This is a genomic window from Acinetobacter stercoris (genome assembly GCF_900323515.1).
In the GTDB taxonomy this organism is placed as follows: domain Bacteria; phylum Pseudomonadota; class Gammaproteobacteria; order Pseudomonadales; family Moraxellaceae; genus Acinetobacter; species Acinetobacter stercoris.
This window is the reverse complement of the sequence record NZ_OOGT01000040.1, coordinates 1-24,050: the sequence shown is the minus strand read 5'-3', so window position 1 is coordinate 24,050 and position 24,050 is coordinate 1. Positions and strand designations below refer to the sequence as shown.

24 protein-coding genes are annotated in these 24,050 nt (G+C 38.1%); 22 read left to right on the top strand and 2 right to left on the bottom strand.

Annotated elements, in window-relative coordinates; genetic code table 11:
• The first annotated feature begins 217 nt into the window (after nucleotides 1-217).
• The 6 genes from filA to filF all read left to right on the top strand — a co-directional run bounded on the left by filA (nucleotide 218) and on the right by filF (nucleotide 8,480).
• Nucleotides 218-1,102 (top strand): putative pilus system protein FilA, encoded by an 885-nt coding sequence (filA, locus tag KPC_RS06410; RefSeq protein ID WP_121973575.1) that lies wholly within the window; start codon nucleotides 218-220, stop codon nucleotides 1,100-1,102.
• Nucleotides 1,103-1,415: 313 nt separating this feature from the next.
• On the top strand, nucleotides 1,416-2,246 hold the full coding sequence (gene filB, locus KPC_RS06405) for a putative pilus system C39 family peptidase FilB (protein WP_121973574.1): 831 nt from the start codon (nucleotides 1,416-1,418) through the stop codon (nucleotides 2,244-2,246).
• 57 nt (nucleotides 2,247-2,303) lie between these two features.
• Nucleotides 2,304-3,542, top strand: coding sequence for a putative pilus system protein FilC (gene filC / locus KPC_RS06400; protein ID WP_121973573.1), 1,239 nt, complete (start codon nucleotides 2,304-2,306; stop codon nucleotides 3,540-3,542).
• Between the two features lie 12 nt (nucleotides 3,543-3,554).
• Complete coding sequence (gene filD / locus KPC_RS06395; RefSeq protein ID WP_121973572.1) at nucleotides 3,555-5,219, top strand: putative pilus system OmpP1/FadL family transporter FilD; 1,665 nt, start codon at nucleotides 3,555-3,557, stop codon at nucleotides 5,217-5,219.
• Nucleotides 5,219-6,529 (top strand): putative pilus assembly protein FilE, encoded by a 1,311-nt coding sequence (filE, locus tag KPC_RS06390; RefSeq protein WP_171334430.1) that lies wholly within the window; start codon nucleotides 5,219-5,221, stop codon nucleotides 6,527-6,529. Before filD ends, filE begins: the two co-directional genes overlap by 1 nt.
• Nucleotides 6,530-6,545: 16 nt before the next feature.
• Entirely contained in the window at nucleotides 6,546-8,480 is a 1,935-nt protein-coding gene (gene filF, locus KPC_RS06385) for a putative pilus system protein FilF (protein ID WP_121973570.1), read from the top strand.
• Between the two features lie 51 nt (nucleotides 8,481-8,531).
• Here filF and KPC_RS06380 read toward each other — a convergent pair whose 3' ends face one another.
• Entirely contained in the window at nucleotides 8,532-9,080 is a 549-nt protein-coding gene (locus KPC_RS06380; RefSeq protein ID WP_121973577.1) for an NUDIX hydrolase, read from the bottom strand.
• A 139-nt stretch (nucleotides 9,081-9,219) separates the two neighbouring features.
• Between KPC_RS06380 and KPC_RS06375 the strand changes: the two genes are divergently transcribed.
• From KPC_RS06375 to KPC_RS06335, 9 genes are all read left to right on the top strand, one after another.
• On the top strand, nucleotides 9,220-9,834 hold the full coding sequence (locus tag KPC_RS06375) for a CoA pyrophosphatase (protein WP_121973576.1): 615 nt from the start codon (nucleotides 9,220-9,222) through the stop codon (nucleotides 9,832-9,834).
• Nucleotides 9,835-9,862: 28 nt separating this feature from the next.
• Complete coding sequence (locus tag KPC_RS06370) at nucleotides 9,863-10,393, top strand: gamma carbonic anhydrase family protein (RefSeq protein ID WP_121973569.1); 531 nt, start codon at nucleotides 9,863-9,865, stop codon at nucleotides 10,391-10,393.
• Between the two features lie 195 nt (nucleotides 10,394-10,588).
• Nucleotides 10,589-11,254, top strand: coding sequence for a tRNA (adenosine(37)-N6)-threonylcarbamoyltransferase complex dimerization subunit type 1 TsaB (tsaB, locus tag KPC_RS06365; RefSeq protein WP_121973568.1), 666 nt, complete (start codon nucleotides 10,589-10,591; stop codon nucleotides 11,252-11,254).
• Nucleotides 11,255-11,274: 20 nt separating this feature from the next.
• Nucleotides 11,275-12,099, top strand: coding sequence for an undecaprenyl-diphosphate phosphatase (locus KPC_RS06360; protein ID WP_121973567.1), 825 nt, complete (start codon nucleotides 11,275-11,277; stop codon nucleotides 12,097-12,099).
• On the top strand, nucleotides 12,093-12,908 hold the full coding sequence (locus KPC_RS06355; RefSeq protein WP_121973566.1) for a class I SAM-dependent methyltransferase: 816 nt from the start codon (nucleotides 12,093-12,095) through the stop codon (nucleotides 12,906-12,908). Before KPC_RS06360 ends, KPC_RS06355 begins: the two co-directional genes overlap by 7 nt.
• Before the next feature lie 127 nt (nucleotides 12,909-13,035).
• Nucleotides 13,036-14,493: a C13 family peptidase gene (locus KPC_RS06350; RefSeq protein WP_228212182.1), complete on the top strand. Its 1,458-nt coding sequence runs from the start codon at nucleotides 13,036-13,038 to the stop codon at nucleotides 14,491-14,493.
• A gap of 33 nt (nucleotides 14,494-14,526) precedes the next feature.
• Nucleotides 14,527-15,366, top strand: a complete 840-nt coding sequence (fghA, locus tag KPC_RS06345; protein ID WP_121973565.1) for an S-formylglutathione hydrolase — start codon at nucleotides 14,527-14,529, stop codon at nucleotides 15,364-15,366.
• Nucleotides 15,367-15,599: 233 nt separating this feature from the next.
• A complete protein-coding gene (locus KPC_RS06340) occupies nucleotides 15,600-16,721 on the top strand; it encodes a YjgN family protein (protein WP_121973564.1) in 1,122 nt (373 codons plus the stop codon).
• A 29-nt stretch (nucleotides 16,722-16,750) separates the two neighbouring features.
• Nucleotides 16,751-17,788 carry a M48 family metallopeptidase gene (locus KPC_RS06335; RefSeq protein ID WP_121973563.1) on the top strand — a complete coding sequence of 346 codons (1,038 nt, stop codon included), beginning with the start codon at nucleotides 16,751-16,753 and terminating at the stop codon, nucleotides 17,786-17,788.
• Here the strand turns inward: KPC_RS06335 and KPC_RS06330 are convergent, their stop codons facing one another.
• A complete protein-coding gene (locus tag KPC_RS06330; protein WP_121973562.1) occupies nucleotides 17,789-18,067 on the bottom strand; it encodes a DUF2218 domain-containing protein in 279 nt (92 codons plus the stop codon). It lies immediately after the preceding gene.
• A gap of 186 nt (nucleotides 18,068-18,253) precedes the next feature.
• On the opposite strand from KPC_RS06330, the gene rpe reads away from it, so the two are divergent.
• From rpe to KPC_RS06290, 7 genes are all read left to right on the top strand, one after another.
• Complete coding sequence (gene rpe / locus KPC_RS06325; protein WP_121973561.1) at nucleotides 18,254-18,940, top strand: ribulose-phosphate 3-epimerase; 687 nt, start codon at nucleotides 18,254-18,256, stop codon at nucleotides 18,938-18,940.
• 352 nt (nucleotides 18,941-19,292) lie between these two features.
• Nucleotides 19,293-19,730 (top strand): hypothetical protein, encoded by a 438-nt coding sequence (locus tag KPC_RS06315; protein ID WP_121973560.1) that lies wholly within the window; start codon nucleotides 19,293-19,295, stop codon nucleotides 19,728-19,730.
• 45 nt (nucleotides 19,731-19,775) lie between these two features.
• A complete protein-coding gene (locus tag KPC_RS06310) occupies nucleotides 19,776-21,608 on the top strand; it encodes a copper resistance system multicopper oxidase (RefSeq protein WP_121973559.1) in 1,833 nt (610 codons plus the stop codon).
• Nucleotides 21,595-22,488 carry a copper resistance protein B gene (locus KPC_RS06305; protein ID WP_121973558.1) on the top strand — a complete coding sequence of 298 codons (894 nt, stop codon included), beginning with the start codon at nucleotides 21,595-21,597 and terminating at the stop codon, nucleotides 22,486-22,488. The genes KPC_RS06310 and KPC_RS06305 overlap by 14 nt, the downstream gene beginning before the upstream one ends.
• Before the next feature lie 265 nt (nucleotides 22,489-22,753).
• Complete coding sequence (sugE, locus tag KPC_RS06300; protein ID WP_121973557.1) at nucleotides 22,754-23,074, top strand: quaternary ammonium compound efflux SMR transporter SugE; 321 nt, start codon at nucleotides 22,754-22,756, stop codon at nucleotides 23,072-23,074.
• Nucleotides 23,075-23,182: 108 nt separating this feature from the next.
• Entirely contained in the window at nucleotides 23,183-23,500 is a 318-nt protein-coding gene (gene sugE, locus KPC_RS06295) for a quaternary ammonium compound efflux SMR transporter SugE (protein WP_121973556.1), read from the top strand.
• Nucleotides 23,501-23,516: 16 nt separating this feature from the next.
• Entirely contained in the window at nucleotides 23,517-24,008 is a 492-nt protein-coding gene (locus KPC_RS06290; protein WP_121973555.1) for a methylated-DNA--[protein]-cysteine S-methyltransferase, read from the top strand.
• Nucleotides 24,009-24,050: the final 42 nt, after the last annotated feature.

Below are 24,050 nucleotides of genomic sequence, written 5' to 3'. Positions count from 1 at the left end.
GGATACAAAAATGTATAACCAGTCACATAAGTACCGTTTATCGGTTATTTAGCAATTTTTAATAAAGTACAGTTGAACAAAAAATAACATAAGGTTAATTTAGAAGAGCAAAACGGACCCCTCAAGGATTGCAGTCAAAGTTGTTAAAAAAATCAAAAAGCAATGGCGGCTACGGAGAGTGGTTAAAAATGAAAAAAAATGCTCTTGGGAGAGACATATGAAATTATTTGCTAAACTTGCTTTAGTTTCTGCGGTAGCGGTTAGCGCAAATGCAATGGCAATGGAAAAACTCGATGATGCCGCACTTAGCGCAACAACAGGTCAGGATGGTTTAAACATTGGGATTGGTGCTACAAAAATTACGATTGACCATTTGTATGTTCATGACGGTGACGGTTTAGTTGTTCCTGGTACGCCAGACCCTGCTGATCCAAATGCTCCTGTGACACCTATCAGTGGTAAAGCAGGTTCGATTGATATACAAAATGTTGAACTTACTGCAAATGCTTCATCATTATTGGCTTCTAAGAATTTGGCAGATATCAGTATTGATACAGATGGTGGTGGTGGAAAACCGTTCTTAAACGTTTCCGCTGCAGTGTCTGGGTTAGACATCAAGCTTGGTAAAATCAATGTTACTGATGCTGAAAAAGATGGTACAACAGGGTTGATTACAGCAGGTAAAAATTCTGCAACTATCCTGAACGGTTTGTCTTTAACTACTGGTGTAACTAAAGCAAATATTCAGTTAGGTAATACACCTCAAGGTGCGATGATCAAACTTGATGGTTCTATGGTTGGTGGTTTAACCATTAGTGATATCTCTCTACATGACGCTTCAGCTGCTGGTGGTGGTGATATTGTTTTGGGTAAAATTAAAGTCAACGATACTGGTTCAAATGATTTAGCATTGAATGCAGATGTTGCTGTAACGACTAATGGTCTAAAAATTACAGCCTTGAAAACACCAGCTGATGTCTATGTACAGTCAATCAAATTAGGTACTAAAGACTCTGCTTCAATAGGTGATGTGCAGATCAGTGGTTTAAAAGTGATGAATGGTGCTAATGCTGGTGCTTCTATCACAATTTCTGGTCACTAAGATGATTTAAAAAAAGCGCGTGGTTAGCACGCGCTTTTTTTTATCTAAAGATTTTATAAGTTGATTCATCGGGTTTAGAAATTTCTGGGATAGGATTTATAAAATATATGACAGATTATAAAAAAGTCATCTAANATGGACAATAATCATTCTTTTTCACAAAAAGAGTGATGAAATATAGTAAAAGTCAAAAAAAAGGATGTACTTTTATAAAAATATCTGTATCTTTTTCAGAAAGGAAGTAGAGTGTTCACTCTAAAAATAAGATCAACACTTACTGGCAAATTAATGCCTAAATTAGAATAGTTTAAATATGATAGAGATTACTTTGGGCTCAGCATTAATTTACTATTTTGCTAGTCATGCCCTTGACATTAAGAAAAAGCCGGCTGATGCAGTATATTACACAGAGGTTCTTGACCCGAGAAATAACTCATTATCTCGCTATCATAGGGAAGAGGTGCGGATTAAGCCTGCTCTTGAAAATCAGTTTAGAGGAATTGTTCGCCAGGCTTATGATTATAGTTGTGGGTCAGCAGCATTAACTACATTGTTAAATGGTTATGTGGGAACAAAATTAACGGAACAACAAACGATGGAAGGTTTGCTGCGTTTTGGTGAATATGATCGAATTGTTCAGCGCCGCAGCTTTTCATTACTGGATATGAAACGTTTTGTTACAGCTTTGGGGTATGAAAGTGGGGGATTTAAAGGAGAGTTTTCTGACCTGATAAAACAACAACAACCTGTAATTGTGCCAATTTCATATGCTGGCTTTAAGCATTTTGTTGTTTATAAAGCTTATAAAGATGGGCGTGTATATGTAGCAGATCCCGCTTTAGGAAATATTAGTTTTGATCAGGAACGTTTTAAAAAAATATGGGAAAACAACACATTATTTTTGATTAATGTCCCGGAAGAACAGCGTAAAGATTTACTTGCTTTACAAGATGCTGATATGAGACATGTTGATGACGCTACAATTCATCGTTATGCGTTAGTCGATGCTCAATTTTCTACAGATTATATAAATAAACTCGCCGATAAAGCTTCGACCATGAGAAAAGTAATTGACCGAGATCCAAACTCAAACACGTATGGTCAGCCAATTACATCCTTCATGCGTCTCTATTATAAAAGATAAGTAAAAATCGGATTTAAAAATAAATAAACAATATTCTCGGGAATTGGTAGGATTAAAATGAATAAACAATGGATGAACCGCTCTTTACTTGCGCTTAGCATTCAAGTTGTATTTGGGAGTGTATATGCTGCAGACGGTGTTGAATCTTCATCAGAATCTTCTACATACAAATCAGCAGAAGATACAGCTGTTCAGGTCAGTGGGAACGCTGCTGATAATGCTACTAATGAAATTAGTCAGGCTAATTCGAGTTCTGGTAAAGCAGCCCCCCAAGTTGTGACATCTTCTCAGCCAGAGTCTGGCGCGGAAACGACACCTTCACTGGTTCCGCAAGAGGGAAAGCAGGCAGCACAGGCTTTACAGCAAAAAGAAGGTGATGCGACTCAAGAAACGAATTTGCAGGAAGTTTTTACCTCAAGTGAAAGACAATATTCACTGATTAAAAAAGGTGAAATTTCAACATATTATGATTTGGATTACTCTTATTATAATGATGTACAGATTAATGCTGCAGTAGATCAAGGAGCATTATATCAATTACGTGTTGATGAGGATGCCAACCATACATTGACCAATACTTTTACGGTCCAATATGGTTTGCTTGATAACTTAACGTTAACGGCATCTGTCCCATTTATTGCAAAATCTGATAGTCAAAAAGATACAACAACTGCTGGATTGGGAGATGTTGGTTTAGGCGTTCGCTGGGAACCATTCCCACTTAAAGCTGGACGTTTACCCCTGATTTTATTTGGTAATTTCTCAAGTAAAACTGGAGATAGCCCTTATGAAATTAATCCCGTTACTGATCTTTCTACAGGGAAAGGGTACTATTCTGTAGGTGTTGGAGCGAGTACACGTAAATATATAGATCCTGTGGTTTTATTTGCCTCTGTATCAGGGAATTATGGATTTAAAGAGTCTGGCCTAAATCAACTTCGAGGTGGTGGGGATAAAGGACAGCGTGTTTTAAGTGAGTTTGACCCAGGCATGACAATGGGCTTCTCTTTAGGTTTTGCTTATTCATTTAACTATGATGTTTCCATGACAATGTCTTATCAACAGACCATGAATATGGATACAGAGTTTAGATATCGTGATGATGGTGAATATTATAAAGCACCAGATCAGACCAGTTCCATGTTTTCAATTGCTTTGGGGGTGAGAGTATCACCTGAAACCATCGTTAATGGTACATTGGGTATAGGTTTGACCTCAAATTCACCCGATGTCACTTTAGGTTTGTCTTTCCCTCTTGATATTTTGGGATTAAGCAAAAAGAAGCGCGCTAATTAATGGGAGTGAGGTATGAAAACCATGCCACTGCGCCCATTAGCAAGTGCTTTGCTATTAGCCGGCGTATCTTCACCCGCTTTTGCGGTGTTAGGACTAAATTTATCCGTTGATATTCGCTCTTTAACTATGGGGAATGCCGTGACGGCTGACCCTCCAGGAATTAGTGCGATCCATTTTAACCCTGCAGGTTTAACCAAATTAAAAGGTTTGCAAACAGACGTACAAGGTATTGTTGCAAATTTTGATATTCAAAAAGAACTTTCAGTACCAGCAGGATATAACGTTTTTGGTTATTCAGATGATCCTCTGGTCTGTAATGATCGAGCAGACAATCCATCCAATTTGTGTACAAGCTTCAAGGATAAAGTACGTGCGGATGTTGAATATCCGAGTCTGTTTGTTCCATTTGTGAATAAAATCGTCGACTTAGGGGAAGGTTGGCCAGTGCTTGCCCCCACTGGTGGTGTGTCGTATAACCCACCTGGTTCTAAACTAACTTTTGCAACAGCTGCTTATGCACCGTTGGTTGCAGGTTTCGGTTCCGAAAATGGCAACCCTGGTAACTATATGGGACAGCAGGTCGCCATTGAACGTATTACCTATTTATCTCCATCTATCGCCTATCAGGTTAATGATCAGCTTTCAATTGGTGCTTCTATTGGCATGTCGTATCAAGCCATTGCCATGAAAACTGATCTGCGTTTCCCAAATGAAATGATTGGAGTTTTACGGATGATTGATGAAAATATCTGTGCTCCTTTCAAAGGGAATAATGATGAATTCCTGAATATGGTTTTATTCGGACTGTGCAATGCTAAAGAAGGGATGAATCCATTTTCAAAATTTGGTCAGATGGAAGTCCAGATGACACAAAGTTTGAGTCCTAGTTTTAATTTGGGACTCATGTGGGAGCCTACTGAAGATTTTGGTTTCGGTCTGGTCTATCAAAGCCCGGCTAAAATGAAACTAAAAGGTAAATATGTTGTTCGTAATGCTCTATCTCCACGTGAACTTGCTGCTGGGATGAATTCGGCAGTATCTGGGCAGTTCTTGGCGAAATTGCTTGAGTTTCCTGGTGGAATCCCGGCAGTTGAATCAGGTTTGGTATCGATGGATCTTGAATATCCTGAGCATATTCAGGCCGGGATAAAATATAAAATTTTACCGGACTTGCAAATCAATGTTGACGTGGGATGGACAGATTATAAGGCATGGAATACTTTTGAGTTTAAATTTGACCGAAATATTACTGCATTACAAATTGCCAAATTGTTATCGAGTAATGTAACGAACAATTCTTTAAAACTACCTTTAGGAATGCAATCCCCGTGGAACTGGGGGATTGGTCTGGAATATTCTGCAACTGATCGTTTAAAGTTCAGGGTTGGTTATGAGCCTCGAACCAGTGCGATTCCAGATGATAAACGGAATACTTTAATCCCGATCAATAATGCACAATTATTTGGTCTGGGTATTGGGTATAGGTTTGATGAAGATACAGATATTGATTTATCTGTCGGTTTTTTACGTAGTCGGGATAACATTCCTGCATGTACCAGTAGTATGGCCAATGCCTGTGGGATTGATAATCTTTTATTGAATCCATATGCAGGGTTGAATGTAAAAACCAATACAAAAGTGACGATTTTGGGTTTGAACTATAGAACGAGATGGTGATGAACTTGAAAATAACAAAGTCTTTTATAACTATCCCTATTGGTCTATATATTTTTATAGTAAGCCCGATTGTAAATGCAGACGGTTTTTATACCATTATTGGGCCTGATGGATTTCCAATGGTTGTCCCTCAAAGTGTTCATGATAGAAAAATAGTCAAACAGCCGAAAAAACCAAAACCACAGGAAGTCACAAAACTTGTTGAGCCTGTAAAAACTGTTGAAGAAAAACCTCAAGAGAGAAAGGAAATAATATCAAAGAACTCTGACTTGGAGATAATCACTCCTAAGCAGAGAGTTCCTGCGGAATCGAAGCCAGTCATTATTTCATCAAAACCTGAAGTAGAAGTTGTTGAAAGTGAAGTTGTACCTAAAGTTAAAAAGGTTATACCATCGGGACTTTCAGCTGAAGCAAATAAGTCGACAGAGATTCAGGAAGAGTCTGTGCTAGCTAAAAAACCACGCTCGATAAGACAATTGTTTAAAAAAGATAAAAAAAATCAAGAAGCAACTGAAGCAGTTATTTCTAGTTCAGAGGTGCAGATTGATAATGAGCAGAAGCTAAATTCTACTGCTACGCAAAGCAAAAAGTCCGTAGAGCTTGAGTCTCAAAATAAAAACTTTACTGAACTTGATGGTGTGAAGTATGTAGATAGTGAGTTTCTTGAAGATAGTGAGTTTAATCTGGAGGGGCGGAAGCGTTTTTATATTATGCCAGATGCACCTACTGCTGGTGCACGGCATGTCGAGACCGTTGAGCGACAAAAGGGTGTAACTAAATCTATTCTTGAAAAGTTTACAAAAGCAAATGAACCTGAAAATGTAACGGTAATGGCATTATCATCTACTTATTACCGGTTACCAAAAGATCAAGTCGAAAAAGCATTAGAACAAAGTTGTTTTACTGGCAAAAAAATTAAAAAGGCAAAAGAACTCAGTCAAAAAAATACCCAGCTGGGTATTTGGCCGACAGCTCCAATCAAAGAACGCTTTATGTATGAGGTAGTAAAATTAAATGCTGATATCAATAATATTCAATTGACATCATATGCTTCCTCTCTAAAAAATCCTGAATATTATTGGCCCTTAGCCGTTTTTTTAGATCAAAACGGTTGTGTTGTTGAAGGGGTGAGTGGATTTAAAAGCCAAGAAAAACAAGAAAGTCCGTTAGAACATGCAGCTTTAACAGGCTTACTAAAAAAACCAGCTCAAGCACAGTATCTTTTTTTAACGCCGTTATCCACGGCAATTGATGTTGAAAATAAGCAGCTGACGAATCAGGGACAAATTAAGCTTGATGTTATACGTTAAGCAAGGATTAAATACTATGAAAACCAAATTATTACTTCCTTTTGCACTTACTGGACTTGTATCAGCTCTGACTGCCTGTGGTGGGGAAAGTTCCCATATTAATGAAAATCCATATCAAGGTGTGGTAACTTCAACCAATGGATGTCAAGCTTCAGAAGGAGGGAATTGTCAAACGTTTGCTTTGGACTACCCTGTCGCCGGTTTAAATTTTGATTGTAGTAGTGATACGACTAACCATTTTGCGACTGCTTTTGATGCAGGAAATATTGCTAATGGGGGCTGTAAGGTAGGAGATAGAATCAAGTTCTTTATACAAGGTTCCCAAAGCAGTAGAACGGTTAATTTAGGATTTGTGAATCTTTCCAAAATCAGACCAGAACAAGTGATATCTGGTACAAAAATAAGAATAGCTTATTTAAGCCTACTTGATCTAGCAACGGGCTTAACTGATGCTGAAGCCAAAAGTATGAGTATGGAGGATAATACTTTTAAAACGTTGGTTGGGATCATCAGAGTATTGCAGGCTGTTCAGGTTTCTAATTCTAATTTTCAATCAGACATCCAGCCGATAACCCTCACAGGGGCACTAAAAGACAAGCTCTCAACGATCACTTCAGATATCGAAGCAAAAGATTTTCTGGATGGGAGTTATGTGGAAAAATTAAATCCATGGCTAAATATCTCTGCAATAGATGAACAGGCAGCACAAGCTGTAGCAAAAAAACTTATTTATCAGGCAAATGTAGCAACATATTCTGCTGGTGCTGCAAATACAAGTTTTCTAAATACAGACATTAAAGGTTTTATGGCAAAAAGTCAGTCTCAAGCTAATTCTTATTCTATTGCTGAGATGTTTTTGTTGACAACCCGTCAAGGTTATACTTTGGGTTATGCGACACAATGGAATGGAAAACCAAAACTTCAAACGAATGATACTCTATCTGATTTAGCTTCAAACTTGCTTATATTTCAAGTTTCCCCTAAAAAATTTAATCTGAATACTCAAGATAAATGGCTAGATCCACTATCGTACAAGACAGTGAAGCCATTGGAATTACAATCACCGGACAAGGCTGAGAATAATATTTCAATTTATCAGGGGACTCTGATTGCAGATACGGCTATTCCTGGAACTCAAGATTATTATCAAAGGCTTATCAATGCTAAAACTACTGGTGATGCCTCTATTTTTGGAAAATGGAAACAAAACATAGATGGGGAGCAGTTTAATGACGGAACAGTCGATATCATTAAAACTGACCATGCCACATATTTGGATAAAAAAATATTTAAAACTAAAGACAATGTGGCAAAGGGAGAGAAGTATATATTTCCATTGTATGCAACATTAGATGTGAAGTTTGATAAGGTAGCTGGTGCAACATCATCCATTGCACCAACCAAGTTGAGTATTGTGATTGATGAAAATGGTGATATCCGAACGAATCTTGCTACTGATGGAAAGTTGTCATCAGATCAATGCCCAGATATTGACCCAGTTACATATAAGGATAGCAATGGTGTTCAACAATACAGGATCGGTACTGTGGGGACGACAAATACAAGTGCAGATAAAAGGGAGCAATCGATTTATATTCGTATGCTTCTGTCAAGTCCAGTATTTGGAAATCTGGATGGGGTTGCTGCAGGCATCCAGCCGTCACAAAGTACTTCTCTTCGTTTAAATCTAATGAATTTATTACAAGATAATGTAAAAGGTGGAATTTTTATATTAGGTTACCGTACTTATATAGATGACAGTACAGGGAAAACTTTAGTAACTACAGTACCTAGCTGGACAAATCCTTATGCAAAATTTCAGCATATTTATAATACTGCCGAGGATAATACGTCTACTCAGGAAATGAAGGATATTGCACTGAGACAATCTGGGTATTTTGAGGGTAATGTAACTTTGCCAGCTTGTTATCAACTTAAAACTAAAATCTAGTCAATAAAAAAACCATCCTTCGGGATGGTTTTTTATAGTCAGTTTTTAATATTAACCCGTTTTATCCAGACGCGTACCAAGAGTTTCTAAATGTACTTGAAACTTCCGGGTCTTACGGTCTTCAAAATAATGTTGCAATGTCCGCTCTACACTAGGAAAAGCCAGTTCTCCCCATGGAATATCTTTCTCCTCAAATAGACGACATTCAATGGTTTCTTCACCAGCACCGAACTTTCCTTCTATTAGCGTTGCTTTGAACAAAGAATAAATTTGTCCGATACGTGGAATATCGTACATGCAATATAGTTGTTCAATCTGTATCTCGGCTTCAGCTTCTTCTCGTGTTTCCCGAGCAGCTCCCTCGGCCATGGTTTCATGTAACTCCATATAGCCAGCAGGTAATGTCCAGAGACCATAGCGTGGCTCAATCGCACGCCGACAAAGTAAAACCTTCTCTTCCCATATTGCTAGTGCACCACATATGACTTTGGGATTGACATAATGAATTGTTCCGCAATTGGTACATACCTGACGGACTTTATGATCGCCTAGTGGAATTTTATCTATAGTTGGATGTCCGCAAGCAGTACAGAAACTCATATTTATCATTTTAACCAAGGATAGTTCAGCATAACCGAATTTTTTAACTTTCGCATCATTTATAACCTTATCCATAAAATTTCATATATGATGGAAAGAGAACAAAAAGACATGGGTAAATATGACAACGGCAGGACAAATGATGGATTTTTCATTGACGCAGACTTTGCAGCAAAGGTTACGTTTTGCTACACATATTGAGCAAGCTCAAGCTGCTGTGTTAATTGCAATAACTAATGAAATAGATCCTAAAGTTGTACTGACACGTCGTTCCTTATATCTCAATAATCATGCTGGTGAGGTTTCATTTCCTGGGGGAAAACGTGATCCTGGTGATACCAGTAATATTGCAGTTGCCCTAAGGGAAGCATGGGAAGAAACTGCTTTAAATCCTTTTGATGTCAAACTGCTCGGTGATTTGCCTATGGAAAAGGCAAAAAGCGGTATTTCAGTCAAGCCTGTAGTTGGACTTATCCCTCCTCAGGTTGAATTGATTGCCCAGCCTTCTGAAATAGACCGTATTTTTTATGTCCCTTTAACACAGCTAATGGAAGCACAGCCTGTTCCTTATGAAGTAAGAATGGCGCATCAGTCAATTTATTTTCCGAGTATGCAAGTACAAAATGAAGTTGTTTGGGGATTAACAGCACGGATACTTATCTCATTGTTTCAGTATGGTTTGAATTATCAAAAAGAATGGCCATTTATTTTAAATTCTCCATCATTTCAACCTCAGAATTTAACGATCAAGTAAAATTAGCTGTATCAAAGGAATGTCTAAAATGATGTATAAATTTAATCAATATGCACCTAAAGCTATGCATAAACCTTGGGATGGCTGGATTGCTGATAATGCCACAGTGATCGGGCAGGTTGAATTAGGCAGGCAGGTCAGTGTGTGGTTTGGTGCAGTTATTCGTGCAGATAACTGTTTAATCCGTCTTGGTGACTTTACCAATGTGCAGGAAAATGCAGTTTTGCATACTGATGCCGGTATTGAAATGAATATTGGAAATTATGTCACTATCGGGCATCAAGCGATGTTACATGGATGTACGATTGGTGATAATACTTTGATTGGGATAAATTCAGTCATTCTGAATAATGCAGTGATTGGTAAAAACTGTATTATTGGTGCAAATGCCTTGATTCCTGAAGGAAAAATCATTCCTGATAATTCAGTGGTCATGGGATCGCCAGGCAAAGTAGTCAAGACACTGGATGCCGATGCTGAAGTACGTTTGAAAATGAGTGCTATGCATTATGCAGAACATTTTAAAAATTTTATTCAATTAGAAAAGTTCGAGTTTTAGTCGATAGCCTGATCATTTACTACGGCTTGGCCCAAGTTCAGTTGAATATCAATAAAAAATATTTTTACATCCATATCGGAATATGACAAACCTTGTTATTTTCCAAAGTTTTTTGTTGAAGAATTTATAATAACTCGCGCTATGAAAGCGACTGGAGTATTATAGTTGGCATTTTTAAGATAGTTAAGGTTGTGCATGAAATTGCTGGCATTGGAAACTGCCAATGAGCAGTGTTCCGTTTCAATTGTTGATGAAACTCAAACACTTTTTTTTCAATGTGATGAGCGAGCAAAAGCACAAACGCAAACTATTTTGCCGATGATTGATCAGGGGCTCAATCAGTTAAATGTTCCTGTATCTGATTTGACTGCAATCGCCTTTAGCCGTGGTCCTGGTTCATTCAGTGGTGTGCGGATCAATGCTGCTGTAACTCAGGCATTGGCATGGTCAAATGATCTGCCTGTAATCCCTGTGTCAACCTTACAAGCGCTTGCGCAAGCTGCTTATCGAGAGGCTGGTTTAACTCAAGTGACAGCTGTACTTGATGCCCGTATGCAGGAAGTTTATATGGCGAGTTTCCAGTTAGATGGGGAGTCGATCATGCAAGCTGTAGATGAAGAAAAACTATTAAACTATGAGCAGGGTGTCGATTATCAAAAATTTACACTAATTGGTTCAGGATCAGCTTTAATACAGGCTAATGCCACTGAGTTTCAGTCTGTTTCGGCTTCAGCTCAGGATATCGCAACGATTGCACGTCAAAAAGTTGCACAACAGGAATGGGTAAGCGCAGAGTTGGCGTTACCTGTTTATTTACGGGATAATGCTTGGAAAAAAATTCCAGAACAAGGTAAAGCATAATTTAATTTTTAGGATTACACATGGATCTTTTACTGCTCTTAAAAGCAGCTGTCATGGGTATAGTTGAAGGTGTTACAGAGTTCTTACCCATCTCTAGTACAGGGCACCTGATTTTAGCATCAGAGTTGATGGATTTCTGGACCAAAGATAAAAGTGACCTATTTGTTGTTGCAATTCAAATGGGTGCTATTGCTGCAGTAATCTATGAATATTGGACGAAACTATGGGGAGCAGCTGTTGGACTGTTCTCTGGTGAGCCTAAGGGGCGTCATTTAGGGATTAGTCTGATTTTGGCATCTATTCCCATTGTTCTGGTAGGTCTGACTTTTGGTGAAACCGTTAAAGAACTATTATTTAATGATGTAACAGTTGCAATTGGTCTGATAGTCGGTGGTTTGATTATCTGGTGGATTGAAAAGCATCCTCCAAAGGTAAATGCTGAAGATGTTGAACATATTTCCATAAAAGAAGCGATTTATATCGGTCTTATTCAGGTATTGTCACTGATTCCTGGTACATCGCGCTCGGGTGCAACGATTATTGGTGCAATGTTCTTGGGTATTTCCCGGAAAGCAGCAACTGAGTTTTCTTTCTTTTTAGGGATTCCTGTCATCGTTGGTGCAGGTTTGCTGGACTTATCCAAAAACTATCATATCTATCAGACGACTCAGGACTGGACTGTATTCTTTGTCGGTTTAGTGGTCTCTTTTATATCGGCACTTATTTTAATCCGTGTATTGGTGGCTTACGTTGCTAAGCGTGACTTTATGGTTTTTGCTTGGTACCGAATCATATCTGGTGTGATTATTTTATTATTTGCAATTACAGGCTGGAAATTATGGTAAGCGGTATTCGCTTATATACTGAATCTGGATTTTTATCGAAAGCACAGCACTATCAAGCTGTGCTTTCTTTACGTGGGGTGAGTGTAAGTATAGAAACGGTTGAAAAGCTCAATGCACGGTTCTTAAGACTCCATCCAGAAATTGCCTTGTGTGTTGATGAGCACGGATTATGGCTATGTGCTAATGGTATGAAAATGCAGCCAGACTGGCAGGCTGAAGTTCCACGTTTGAAACGTGCCAGTTTAAAGTCAGAGATGATCGCCCGAGCTTGCAATTTGGCTGAAAAACCAACATTAATTGATGCTACAGCAGGTTTGGGACATGATAGCCTATTAATGGCGCACTTAGGTGCCAGGCTTACATTGGTTGAGCGTCATCCAATATTGTTTACCTTGCTTGAAGATACTAAACAGCGAGCAGCACAAGATCCATTTTTAGCAAAAATAGTCAGTCGTATTGAATTGGTTTTTGCAGATTCAGCAGAGTATTTACAGCAACAAATTCAACAGCATGCCAAATTTGATGTTGTCTATCTGGATCCGATGTTTCCTCAACGGGATCAGAATCAGCAAGCAGTTAAAAAGCAGGCGCAGGTAAAAAAACAGATGCAGCTATTGCATCTACTTTTACCTGAAGATGGTGATATGGATTTGGGTGATTATCTGCTAGATTTGGCTATGCAAATTTCAGATCGAGTTGTGGTTAAGCGACCTCGTTTAGCCGTATTTCTGGCAAATTTGAAACCGGATCATCAATGGCAAGGTGATGCTTGTCGATTTGATGCATACTTCACAAAAAAAACTTGTTAAGTGATTTAGTAAACGATGCAGAATTAGACGAAAATTTGATATATAGTTAAATATATCATTGATAAAATATTACTCGAGCATAAACTAGGTATGCTGAATAAAAAGCCCACCTGTAAAACTGAACCGTATGATAGATCTGAAACCCTCAATCAATTTCTGGCATGATTTTAAGAGTAACCAACTCGCGGGGATGTGGTTATTTTTAGGCTCAAGAAAATCTTTACAGATTGTCCGACCGTCTATTTTACAGCTCATTTTCTGGGGGATACTGGGAGGTTGTGCCAATACGCTATTTAGTTGGCTGATCGCAGGTGATGGTGGCACATTTAACCGGCAAGGTTTGGTGAGTTACGCCCTTTGGCCCTTTATTGCCTTGATTGTTGGGATTTTTCTTTCCCAGCGAACCAATAATTCACGTTTGATGTTAGTACCTGCATTACTTTGGCTGGTACTGGATACTCACATCGCTTTATTACAAAGTTTTATTCAATATCTTGGGACACTGGATTATCTTCCTGCTTTTACTTACGATTATTTGCCTATTATTTTCATGGTGCTTTTTGTCTGGCAAAGTCTGGCTGTGGTCTGGGTATTTTCCAGAGAATTAAAATGGCCATGGTGGGAACGTGGTCTGATCATGATCGCTACTTTATTTACCCTTGTGGTTTGGCAATTGTCAGTCAAGGATCAACCAATCTGGAAAGTTGAAGAAAATCCCCCGTCGATTTCAGAACAGGCTTTTTATACACAAGGCAGGATGTTGAATAAGGCTTTGGAGCAAATCCAGTTTGGTGAATTTGCCCAAACGCATTGGTATTTTTTGGGTGTTGGTGGGGCGAGCTATCAGGATGTTTTTAAATCAGAAATAGAACGAATCAAGGAACAGTTTGATACGCGTTTTGGAACATATGGACGCTCCATGGAGTTGATCAATAATCCAGAAACCATTACGCAGATCCCGATTGCAACTAAAACCAGTATTGATATGGCGCTACGTCGTATTGGCCAGCAAATGAATAAAGAGAGTGATGTACTTTTTCTTTATATGACTTCTCATGGTTTAGAAAATCAGTTCGAGCTGGAAAATGCGCCAATTGATATGGATGATGTTGATCCAAAATGGTTAAGAGAAAGTCTGGATAGATCAGGCATTCGCTGGAAAGTGATTGTTATTTCTGCATGTTATTCTGGTAGTTTTATTCCAGCCTTACAATCACCAGATACTTTAATTATTACCGCTTCAGCTGCGGATCGTACTTCGTTTGGTTGTTCAAATGAGGCTGATTATACTTATTTTGGCCGTGCGTTTTTTGATCAGGCAATGCGTGATCAAACCTCGTTGAAGGCAGCTTTTGCTCAGGCAGCAGAAACTGTTGCAAAATGGGAAAATGCTCAAGGTTTTGAACCATCAGAACCGCAATGGGTGATTGGTAAAAATATGGAGTTGATGTTGCCACAACTGGAGCAAAGGCTTTTTCCACCCGCAACACAGATTGATCCTAATGTACATGTCAATTCTGATAATCCGGCAGCGATTCAGCCGATCAGTGCAAAAACAGCACAAGTTGCTACTGAGGTACATTAACGTAGCTCGTTATTTAAAAGAGGAAGTCCATCCATGGAGTTGATTCAGAAAAATAAATGTTTTGATGGTGAACAACGTGTTTATCAATTTGAGTCACATACTCTAAAAGGGCAATGTAAATTTGCTATCTATTTACCTCCTCAGGCATTGTTAGGACAACAGTGTGCCGCACTATTCTACCTTGCAGGACTTACCTGTACTGAAGAGACATTTGCGATAAAAGCACATGCACAGCGTCTGGCATCCCGATTAGGACTGATTTTGATTATGCCTGATACTTCTCCACGAGGGGATGGGGTTGAGCAAGGTGATCACTGGGACATTGGACAAGGTGCAGGCTTTTATATCAATGCTACACAGGCACCATGGGCTGAACATTTTCAAATGGAAAGCTTTATTGTTGATGAGCTGTATACAATCACACTTGAAAATTTTCCTATTCGGGTTCATGCCGTTGGAATTTTTGGACATTCTATGGGAGGACATGGAGCATTGACTCTGGCCTGGAAATATCCTGAAAAATTCAAATCTGTTTCAGCATTTGCTCCTATTTGTGCACCTAGTCAATGTCCATGGGGAGAAAAAGCTTTTTCCAGTTATTTGGGGATGGATAAGACAGAATGGGAAAAACATGATGCTGTAGCATTGATACAAGCTAAAGGGCAATTATTTAGTGAAGTGTTGATTGATCAGGGAAAAGATGACCAGTTTTATAGTCAATTAAATCCAGAACTGTTGCAACAGGCATGTCAAAAAGTTGGGCAAAAACTCAGCTTACGCTTCCATGATGGATATGATCATGGTTATTTCTTTATTCAGAGTTTTGTTGATGATCATTTACAGTTTCATACTTTGCAATTAACCAAATCATGATCATTGAAAGGAGGATTAGTTTGTAATCCTCCAGTAAAGTTGAGTATTAATATATTTAAAAAACTTGATATTTTTATTAAAATTAATAGGTTATATGGTGTTGGTAAAATAAAAACGCAAATAGTTGTGATTTTATAAGAAACTCTCTTAAAATAGGAATATATAAAATTTGTATTGAATTAATACTTTTAAACTTAAAAATTTTAACGATGTAATTAAAACAAGAGTACAGAATGCAGCAACCTGAAGAGAATATTTTATCGGATCAAACTCCAGAATTTACTGAAAACTCTCTATTTGTTAGTCAAGACAGACCTTTATATTTAGGAAAGACGTATCGTTTCCGGTTCCATGGTCAGGCAATGGAATATTTTGGGATCTGGTTTATTAATATTTTATTGACTATTGTAACCTTAAGTCTTTATGCACCATGGGCTAAAGTCCGCCGTCTAAGATATTTTTATACCAATACAGCGTTTTTTGATCGGGCTTTCGACTTCACAGGGCTTCCCACAAAGATTTTAATTGGACGTTTGATTGCATTGGGACTGTATGCTGCAGTTTCATTCGGATCTATGTTTGCGCCAACTTTAACATTTATTGGTTTTTTGATTATTTATCTGGCGATCCCTTGGCTTGTGCGGGCAACTATCCGCTTTAATTCAAGAAATAGTAAGTTTGGAAATAGTCGCTTTTATTTTTCAGGAAGCACCAAACAGGCATATTGGCTGTTTTTAAAAGCGATTCTGATTTCAATTGCTACCTTGGGAATATTTGCTCCTGTTGCTATTTGGTTATATAAGAAATACTTGGTAGATCATTTATATGTAGGGCAACTGAAATTTAATTTAACCAATTCATGGTCAAATTATATGTCAGCAGTTTATATTCCAATATTTCTGTTTTGGGGGGTATTGGCTATTATCGGAATTTTATTTGCTGCTTTGTATGGTGCCATGAGTACGGGGCAAGGGATAAATATTAATCTTAGTCAGCTAGGGATTTATCTGATAATCGCTGTATATATTTTATTACTGTTTTTCATCGGCCCTTTGATTCAGGCTCGTATCTATATTACGACTTGGAATCATACTCGCCTGGGAGATAGTCAGTTTCAAACAGACTGTAACCAATGGAAATATACATGGATTGTGGCTAGCAATTGGATTATAAAAGTATTGAGCTTAGGCTTGATGTCTGCATGGGCGGCGATCCGATTATACAAATATCAGGTTGAATCATTGAGTTTACAGCTAGAAGATGATCCTAACCAGATGATTAATTTGGCACAAACTGACCATAATGCAATTGCAGAAGAAATTAGTGATATTTTTGATCTGGATATTTCACTTTAATTTTCCGTAAACAACAATAGGGATAACGGATGCATCAAGCTTTGGCTGTTATTTTTTATGATGGTGTGTCGTCGAAGCCACACCATGCAGAGATATTGCCCATTGATCAACAATGTATCCAGATCCGTTATCAACTTGAAAACAGAGCAGAAATACGTCGTTATCATTATGATCAAATGATTTTGATTGGCGCTTTAGGAAAAACTAATCCAGTTGTTGAAATTAACGATGACGCAAGGATAGAGTTTTTACAAAAAGAGGTACCAGAGTGGTTTGCAATTAGACATAAAGGTTTTAATCACAAGGTTTGGAAGCTTGAGCGTACACCTTCACTGATTGTACTGAGTGTTATTGTGGTTTTTAGTTTGGCATTTGCAGCGTTGAAATGGGGTGTTCCAGCCGCTTCTCACTTTGTTGCATTTAAACTGCCAGAAAATACCTTGAATGCGTTGGGAAATCAGGCAAAAGATTATGTTTTTGATATGACGACACAAAGTCACTTGCCTTTTCAGCAACAAGAGCAGATTAGGCGTAATTATCAAAATACGGTTGCAGAAGGGCGACCAGCGACGATTATTTTCAGGCAAGGTGATACATTAGGTGCAAATGCTCTTGCTTTGCCAAACAATACGATTATCGTCACTGACGAACTTATAGAACTTGCACATAGTGATCAGGAAATATTAGCCGTTTTGGCACATGAGCAAGGTCATTTGGTTCAAAGGCATAGTTTGCAGCAGGCACTTTCAAGTCTAGGGTTTAGTGTGATCTACATTGCGATAACAGGGGATAGCTCGGATTTGCTGCATAGTTTACCTTTGAGTTTGTTAGGTGCAGGTTATTCAAGAGAGTTTGAGCGTGAGGCCGATTTATACGCTCTGGAACTGATGCATAAACGTCATTTATCGATTTCTCATTTTGCTAACTTTTTACAACGTTTAAGCGATGAAAGTGGTGAAGAGAAAACGAAAGGAGCAGGTGGTGATTTTCTGTCCTCACATCCTGCAACTGAAAAAAGAATTCAGATGGTGCGAGATTTCGAAGCTTCACATCACAATAAACCTTGATCATGATTGATGTAACCATTCAACATCAAACTCTTGCTGAGCCATACGGTTCAAGTGTGCAATGATGACCTGTTCCAGATGTGCAAAATCTTCTCGATCTGTAGTTAATGTTACTTCTAAAACATCGGAGTGTGAATCAAGTTGAACCGTGGCATCTGGCATGTAAATAAAGGTGGTATGGTCTGACTCGCTTACTTCAAATTTATGTTTCCAGTGATTGAATAAGCGTCTTGAAATGCGCTTGGCTTCGTTTGTTTTAATTTTGGTATTGCTTTTCATTCTCATTTACTCAAATAAATTCTAATTTATCAGAAATATTGGTTAAAAACTGTTATTGAATTTAAAAAATATGCATGGATGTTTAAAGACTCAGAATGAGGATCATTCCGTGAACTCATTTGAAAAGCAGGTCATGATCAAATTTGTTATAATCCTGATCATCAAAAACATCTGCCAGGTTTAACCATGTCCAAGCCTTATTTAATTGCACCTTCCATTTTATCAGCCGACTTTGCACGTTTAGGTGAAGAAGTTGAAAATGTTTTGGAAGCCGGTGCTGATGTTGTTCATTTCGATGTGATGGATAATCATTATGTTCCAAATCTAACTTTTGGTGCAGGCGTATGTAAGGCTCTAAAAAAATATGGTATTCAGGCACCGATTGATGTGCATTTAATGGTTTCCCCTGTTGACCGTCTGATTGGAGATTTCTTGGAAGCAGGTGCAGATATTATTACCTTTCACCCGGAAGCCTCTGATCATATTGACCGTTCATTACAATTAATTAAAGCTGGTGGTGCGAAAGCCGGGTTGGTTTTTAATCCTGCAACACCATTACATTATCTGGATTATGTTTTAGATAAAGTTGACCAGGTCTTATTGATGAGTGTTAACCCCGGATTTGGTGGACAAAAGTTTATTCCCATGACTTTAGAGAAACTTCGTCAAGCGCGTAAAATTATTGATGCAAGTGGGCGAGATATCCGTCTTGAAGTGGATGGTGGCGTTGGACCTGCAAATATCCGTGAAATTGCAGAAGCTGGCGCAGACATGTTTGTTGCAGGCTCTGCTATCTTTGGTCAACCAGACTATAAAGTAGTGATTGATGAAATGCGTTCTGAACTTGCAAAAGTTGGTGCTGTCCAGATCTAAGTTACTCACAATACAAAAGTTTTTCTGTGGATAACTCTGATGATAACTGTATGGATAACTGTGTTGATAAGCATATGGATATCCTGTTTATAGATTAAACAATTTTAATTCAACTGCTTATCATATATTCAAAAGTTGCATATAAATGGCCCAAACGGGCCATTTTTTGTGTAATTAAACGACAATAAAAACATGGGTACAATTTGAACATTGATTAAAAAATATCTGTCCAAAATAAATGCTTTAAGGGATTTGGAGTAAGTATTTTCACATAAAGCTATTTGGCGATTGTTTTTTGTTTAGGGTATGATGAATCTGGTCACAGTAATTTTGTAGAGTTGCTTATTTCTTTATGGCAATGATTGAATCTCTAATCAAACGTGTATGGTTTGTTCTTCTCATGGTTTTTGCCATAGTTGGAAGTGGAGTTTCTTTTGCCTCAAATCAGTTTATGCATATGCAGATGAAAACAGTAACACAGTCTGAATCTGTCCATATGCAACACGGTACTTCAAATTCAAAACAGCATTGCCAGAAGCAAGCAGATTCAGTTCATATAGTTGATGAACATACACAATGTCCAGATATGCTCACCAAGATGGCTGATAATAAGTATTGTCATGAATGTAGCCAGTTATTGTGTCAAAACCATATTTCCTGGTTGGATGAAATGTCCCTTAATCTTAATGAGCCACAAAATTACTCGTCCATTTCCCCTCCACATATGGCTTATCAGGCACAGCATCTAGCAGGATTCTGGCAGGAAATATTGCGTCCTCCCAAAACTTAACCTTTTAAAAAAAAATTCTCTAATTTTGAAAATAAAGGTTAAGTCATGTCTATGCATTTTAAACAGACCCTGATGATCGGTATCTGTCTTGTATCATCAAATTTAGTTTTTGCAACAGTAAAAGAATACCATCTCACTATTGATGAAAATGTTGTAAATATCACGGGAAAGCCAGTTAAGAGGATTACTGTAAATGGTCAGTTTCCAGCTCCAGCCTTAACCTTTGAGGAAGGGGATGAGGCGATCATACATGTACAAAATAATCTCAAAAAACAGGATTCCTCTATACATTGGCATGGGCTTTTATTGCCAGCAATTATGGATGGGGTACCTGGCTTAAGCGGGTTTAAGGGAATTAAACCCAACCAGAATTATACTTATAAATTTAAAATTCGGCAGTCTGGGACATATTGGTATCACGCACACAGTAAGGGGCAAGAACAAGATGGTTTATATGGTTCATTGGTGATCTATCCAAAGCATAAAAAGGCACTTACTTCGTATGAGCAAACTCAACGTGATTATGTTGTGATGTTTTCAGATTTTCATCATTCTACAAGTGACCAGATTTTCAAGAATTTAAAGAAAGATGTGGAATATTATCAAAACCAAAGAGAGACTATTTTCGATGTCTTTAAACAGTTTAAAAAACAAGGATTGAAATCGACATGGAATGACCGTTCCATGTGGAACCAGATGCGCATGCTTAAAACTGATTTATCTGATGTAACGGGCTATACCTTTCTTGTAAATGGCAAGACACCAGAACAGGATTGGATTGCAAATTTCAAGGTAGGGGAAAAAGTCCGTTTGAGGTTTATCAATGCCTCAGCGATGTCATTTTTTGATGTGCGTATTCCTGATTTAAAAATGACTGTAGTCAGTGCTGATGGTCAACCAGTCCAGCCTGTTGCTGTTGATGAGTTTCGTATAGGGACAGCTGAAACCTATGATGTAATCGTTGAACCTGTGAAGACAAATTATCAGATTCAGGCAGAATCTATGGATCGCTCTGGCTTTGCCCTGGCGAGATTACATCAGGAAAATACAGAGAAAGTATTGTTTCCTGAACCAGCTTCAAGACCTCGGGCTTTGTTGACCATGCAGGATATGGGAATGGAGCATGCTGAACATGAGCAGAAAACACAAGACAATCATGACATGAGAGATATGCAGATGGATTCATCCGCTCATCATCAGGCAAATCATCTTCAAGGTCATATGGAGATGTTGGAGGAAAATCAGACAGCACATACGAATACATCAAAGCATGAAACGATGTTGATGGGTCATCCGGAACATACTTCAAATGGAGAAATGAGTACCCAACCAGATCTTGTTCAGGGATGGGCAAACAGGGCAACACCTGTTGGTAATAAGGCACTTGAATATAGCGATCTGAAATCATTAACACCACAAACAGATACTCGAAAACCTTCTGGTGAAATGGTCATTCATCTCGGTGGAACGATGGAACGTTATATTTGGACAATGAATGGCAAGAAGTTTAATGAGGCTGAGCCACTGCATGTCAAATATGGTGATCGTATTCGCATTAAATTTGTCAATGACAGCATGATGGCACATCCAATGCATTTGCACGGCATGTTTATGCAGCTTGAGAATGGTCAGTCTAGTGAATATATGCCAAATAAACATACGATTATCGTACCGCCTGGGAAAACAGTAACCGCACTTTTAACTGCGGATGAACCAGGGGAATGGGCTATTCATTGCCATTTGCTTTATCACATGAGTGCAGGAATGATGAACAAGCTTGTTGTTGCAAATGTTGCCGATGAAAATACATCTACGAAAGCCAGTTCAGAAAGAAACAATGCACAGAATATGAAAGGAGAGCAACATGCACATCACTGATCTCTTTTCAAAAACAGTGCTATTTAGCGGTATGTTAATGCTGAATTCAATTGCTACTGCACATGATAACCATCATATGATGAATATACCGATAGTTTCCAGTTCATCAGCGTCACATATACCCGATGTTGATATGACCAATCAGCCAGAGCAACAGATACATAGTGACCATGCACAGCATTTAAATGAGCAAGTTGATCAATCTGGTTCTATACATGAGCATATGAAAGATCATGGTGGGCAAATTGTACATTCAACCGTTCTTGAAAATAAATGGATGATGAATGATGACGGTGATGGGGAGCTAAAATCCAGACTGAAATCATGGATAGGGACTGATGAAAACAAACTGTTTTTATCAGGGCATCTAGGTAAAGCAGAATCAACCCAAGAGCATTATGATATTTCGGCTCTATATAGTCGTAAAATATCTGATTTCTGGGATATACAAACGGGTGTACGTTACCGAAATGATCAACATAAAGTAAAGGATAAGCAACAAGTTGATGCACAACTTGGGATATTGGGTCTGGCACCTTATTACTTTGAAACTGAAGGTTATCTATATATCAGTGATGATGAGCAGATTTCCATGAGTCTGGAAATGGAGCGAGATATTTTATTCACGCAAAAGTTTATTGCAATGCCATATCTCGATGCAGAGGTTATATTTAGTGATCATTCAAAATACGCAAAAAAAACTGGTCTTGCAAATTTGCAAGCAGGTATTCAGACGCGCTATGAAATCACCAAGAAAGTCATGCCATTTATAGATATTGCTTATTCATATGAAAATGGTTTAAAGCAAACAAACTGGCAAGCTGAAACGAAATCAGCATCAGGTTTAGTTTATGGTGCTGGCATAACATTTAAGTTTTGATCTAAAAGATGCTCTCCAGTAGTTTGGGGAGTCATCTTGTTTGATATTAAACAGGATTCCTTTGCTTGCTATTTTTTGAGAAAGTCAAGGTTAAAGTGTGAAATAAATTAAATTTTAGTCATAATATGTAAATTATTTCCTAAATTAAAATCAATGAATTATAATGTAGCAAAATAACAGGAGGAACGACCTCCCTTGGTGCATCAAGCAGATCGAACCAAGATAAAACGTCAGGACGGCCTGACTCTATGATTAGGAGGCAGGCATGGTTGCTTGGATTACATTATTATTGGCAGGTCTTTTTGAAATTGTTTGGGCATATTCGATGAAATTGTCCGAAGGGTTTTCCAAGCTCACCCCAAGTGTTATCACCATTTTCTTTATGATTCTGAGTTTCGGTCTTTTGGCATATGCGATGAAATCGTTGCCTTTAGGTACGGCTTATACCATTTGGACTGGTATTGGTGCGATAGGATCATTCCTGGTCGGTATTTTTGTACTTGGTGAACCTGCCACAGCAATGCGTATGGTCGCTGCTGTATTGATTATTTCCGGTTTAATTCTGATGAAATTATCATCATCTTAATCATCTAATTCCATCTCAGATAAGCTCAAGAGAATTCGGTTTTTTATCGGGTCTTCTCTTGAGTTTTTGTTGTTTCTAATTTTTTATATATGATTCAGGAGTAATAAAATGGCTTGGGTATTAGTTGTTATCGCAGGTTTATTCGAAGTAGTCTGGGCTTATTGTATGAAAATTTCGGAAGGCTTTACAAAGCTAACTCCGAGCATTTTAACAATTGTTTTCATGATTGCCAGTTTTGCTTTATTGGCGCATGTGATGAAAACACTTCCACTAGGTACAGCATATACTGTGTGGACAGGGATAGGTGCAGTGGGTTCATTTCTGGTTGGGATATTTGTTTTAGGTGAGCCAGTCACCGCAATGCGTATGTTGGCAGCAGTATTGATTATTTCAGGTTTGATTGTTATGAAGCTTTCTTCTTCATAATGTGTTGTAGGGAAATATGCAACTGTATTGTATGAACATGGATTCACCTGTAGGCATGCTGAAACTGGTTGCTCATGACCATGCATTGCTTGCAGTGATTTGGGAGAATGAAAATCCTGACAGGGTCCCTTTAAATATCATGCTTGATCAGGTTGAACATCCTATCTTATCCCAAGCTAGACAACAATTAACTGAATATTTTGCTCAAGAAAGACAACATTTTGAACTTCCATTGGAACTCAATGGGACGGATTTTCAGAAGAAAGTATGGTCAGCCTTACTTAAAATTCCATATGGTGAAACTCGTCGTTATAAAGATATTGCTGTTGAAATAGGGCATGAAAAAGCAGTGAGAGCAGTTGGTGCAGCCAATGGAAAAAATCCGATTTCTATCATTGTACCGTGTCATCGTATAGTAGGGACAAATGGATCGCTAACTGGGTTTGCTGGTGGTTTGGAAAATAAATCTTATTTATTGGCACTTGAATCAAAATTGAATAAAAGTTAATCTATATGAAGTATAACTTATTAAAAAATATATATTTTATTG

Bases quoted from the DNA above. Each gene is read 5' to 3' on its own strand.
- fghA (WP_121973565.1), top strand. From the start codon at position 14,527: ATGGAGTTGATTCAGAAAAATAAATGTTTTGATGGTGAACAACGTGTT.
- KPC_RS06360 (WP_121973567.1), top strand. From the start codon at position 11,275: ATGGATCTTTTACTGCTCTTAAAAGCAGCTGTCATGGGTATAGTTGAA.
- tsaB (WP_121973568.1), top strand. From the start codon at position 10,589: ATGAAATTGCTGGCATTGGAAACTGCCAATGAGCAGTGTTCCGTTTCA.
- KPC_RS06355 (WP_121973566.1), top strand. From the start codon at position 12,093: ATGGTAAGCGGTATTCGCTTATATACTGAATCTGGATTTTTATCGAAA.
- KPC_RS06350 (WP_228212182.1), top strand. From the start codon at position 13,036: ATGATAGATCTGAAACCCTCAATCAATTTCTGGCATGATTTTAAGAGT.
- KPC_RS06370 (WP_121973569.1), top strand. From the start codon at position 9,863: ATGATGTATAAATTTAATCAATATGCACCTAAAGCTATGCATAAACCT.
- filE (WP_171334430.1), top strand. From the start codon at position 5,219: ATGAACTTGAAAATAACAAAGTCTTTTATAACTATCCCTATTGGTCTA.
- KPC_RS06290 (WP_121973555.1), top strand. From the start codon at position 23,517: ATGCAACTGTATTGTATGAACATGGATTCACCTGTAGGCATGCTGAAA.
- KPC_RS06315 (WP_121973560.1), top strand. From the start codon at position 19,293: ATGGCAATGATTGAATCTCTAATCAAACGTGTATGGTTTGTTCTTCTC.
- KPC_RS06330 (WP_121973562.1), bottom strand. From the start codon at position 18,067: ATGAAAAGCAATACCAAAATTAAAACAAACGAAGCCAAGCGCATTTCA.
- filC (WP_121973573.1), top strand. From the start codon at position 2,304: ATGAATAAACAATGGATGAACCGCTCTTTACTTGCGCTTAGCATTCAA.
- KPC_RS06335 (WP_121973563.1), top strand. From the start codon at position 16,751: ATGCATCAAGCTTTGGCTGTTATTTTTTATGATGGTGTGTCGTCGAAG.
- sugE (WP_121973556.1), top strand. From the start codon at position 23,183: ATGGCTTGGGTATTAGTTGTTATCGCAGGTTTATTCGAAGTAGTCTGG.
- filA (WP_121973575.1), top strand. From the start codon at position 218: ATGAAATTATTTGCTAAACTTGCTTTAGTTTCTGCGGTAGCGGTTAGC.
- sugE (WP_121973557.1), top strand. From the start codon at position 22,754: ATGGTTGCTTGGATTACATTATTATTGGCAGGTCTTTTTGAAATTGTT.
- KPC_RS06305 (WP_121973558.1), top strand. From the start codon at position 21,595: ATGCACATCACTGATCTCTTTTCAAAAACAGTGCTATTTAGCGGTATG.
- filF (WP_121973570.1), top strand. From the start codon at position 6,546: ATGAAAACCAAATTATTACTTCCTTTTGCACTTACTGGACTTGTATCA.
- KPC_RS06380 (WP_121973577.1), bottom strand. From the start codon at position 9,080: ATGAGTTTCTGTACTGCTTGCGGACATCCAACTATAGATAAAATTCCA.
- KPC_RS06310 (WP_121973559.1), top strand. From the start codon at position 19,776: ATGTCTATGCATTTTAAACAGACCCTGATGATCGGTATCTGTCTTGTA.
- filB (WP_121973574.1), top strand. From the start codon at position 1,416: ATGATAGAGATTACTTTGGGCTCAGCATTAATTTACTATTTTGCTAGT.
- KPC_RS06340 (WP_121973564.1), top strand. From the start codon at position 15,600: ATGCAGCAACCTGAAGAGAATATTTTATCGGATCAAACTCCAGAATTT.
- KPC_RS06375 (WP_121973576.1), top strand. From the start codon at position 9,220: ATGATGGATTTTTCATTGACGCAGACTTTGCAGCAAAGGTTACGTTTT.
- filD (WP_121973572.1), top strand. From the start codon at position 3,555: ATGAAAACCATGCCACTGCGCCCATTAGCAAGTGCTTTGCTATTAGCC.
- rpe (WP_121973561.1), top strand. From the start codon at position 18,254: ATGTCCAAGCCTTATTTAATTGCACCTTCCATTTTATCAGCCGACTTT.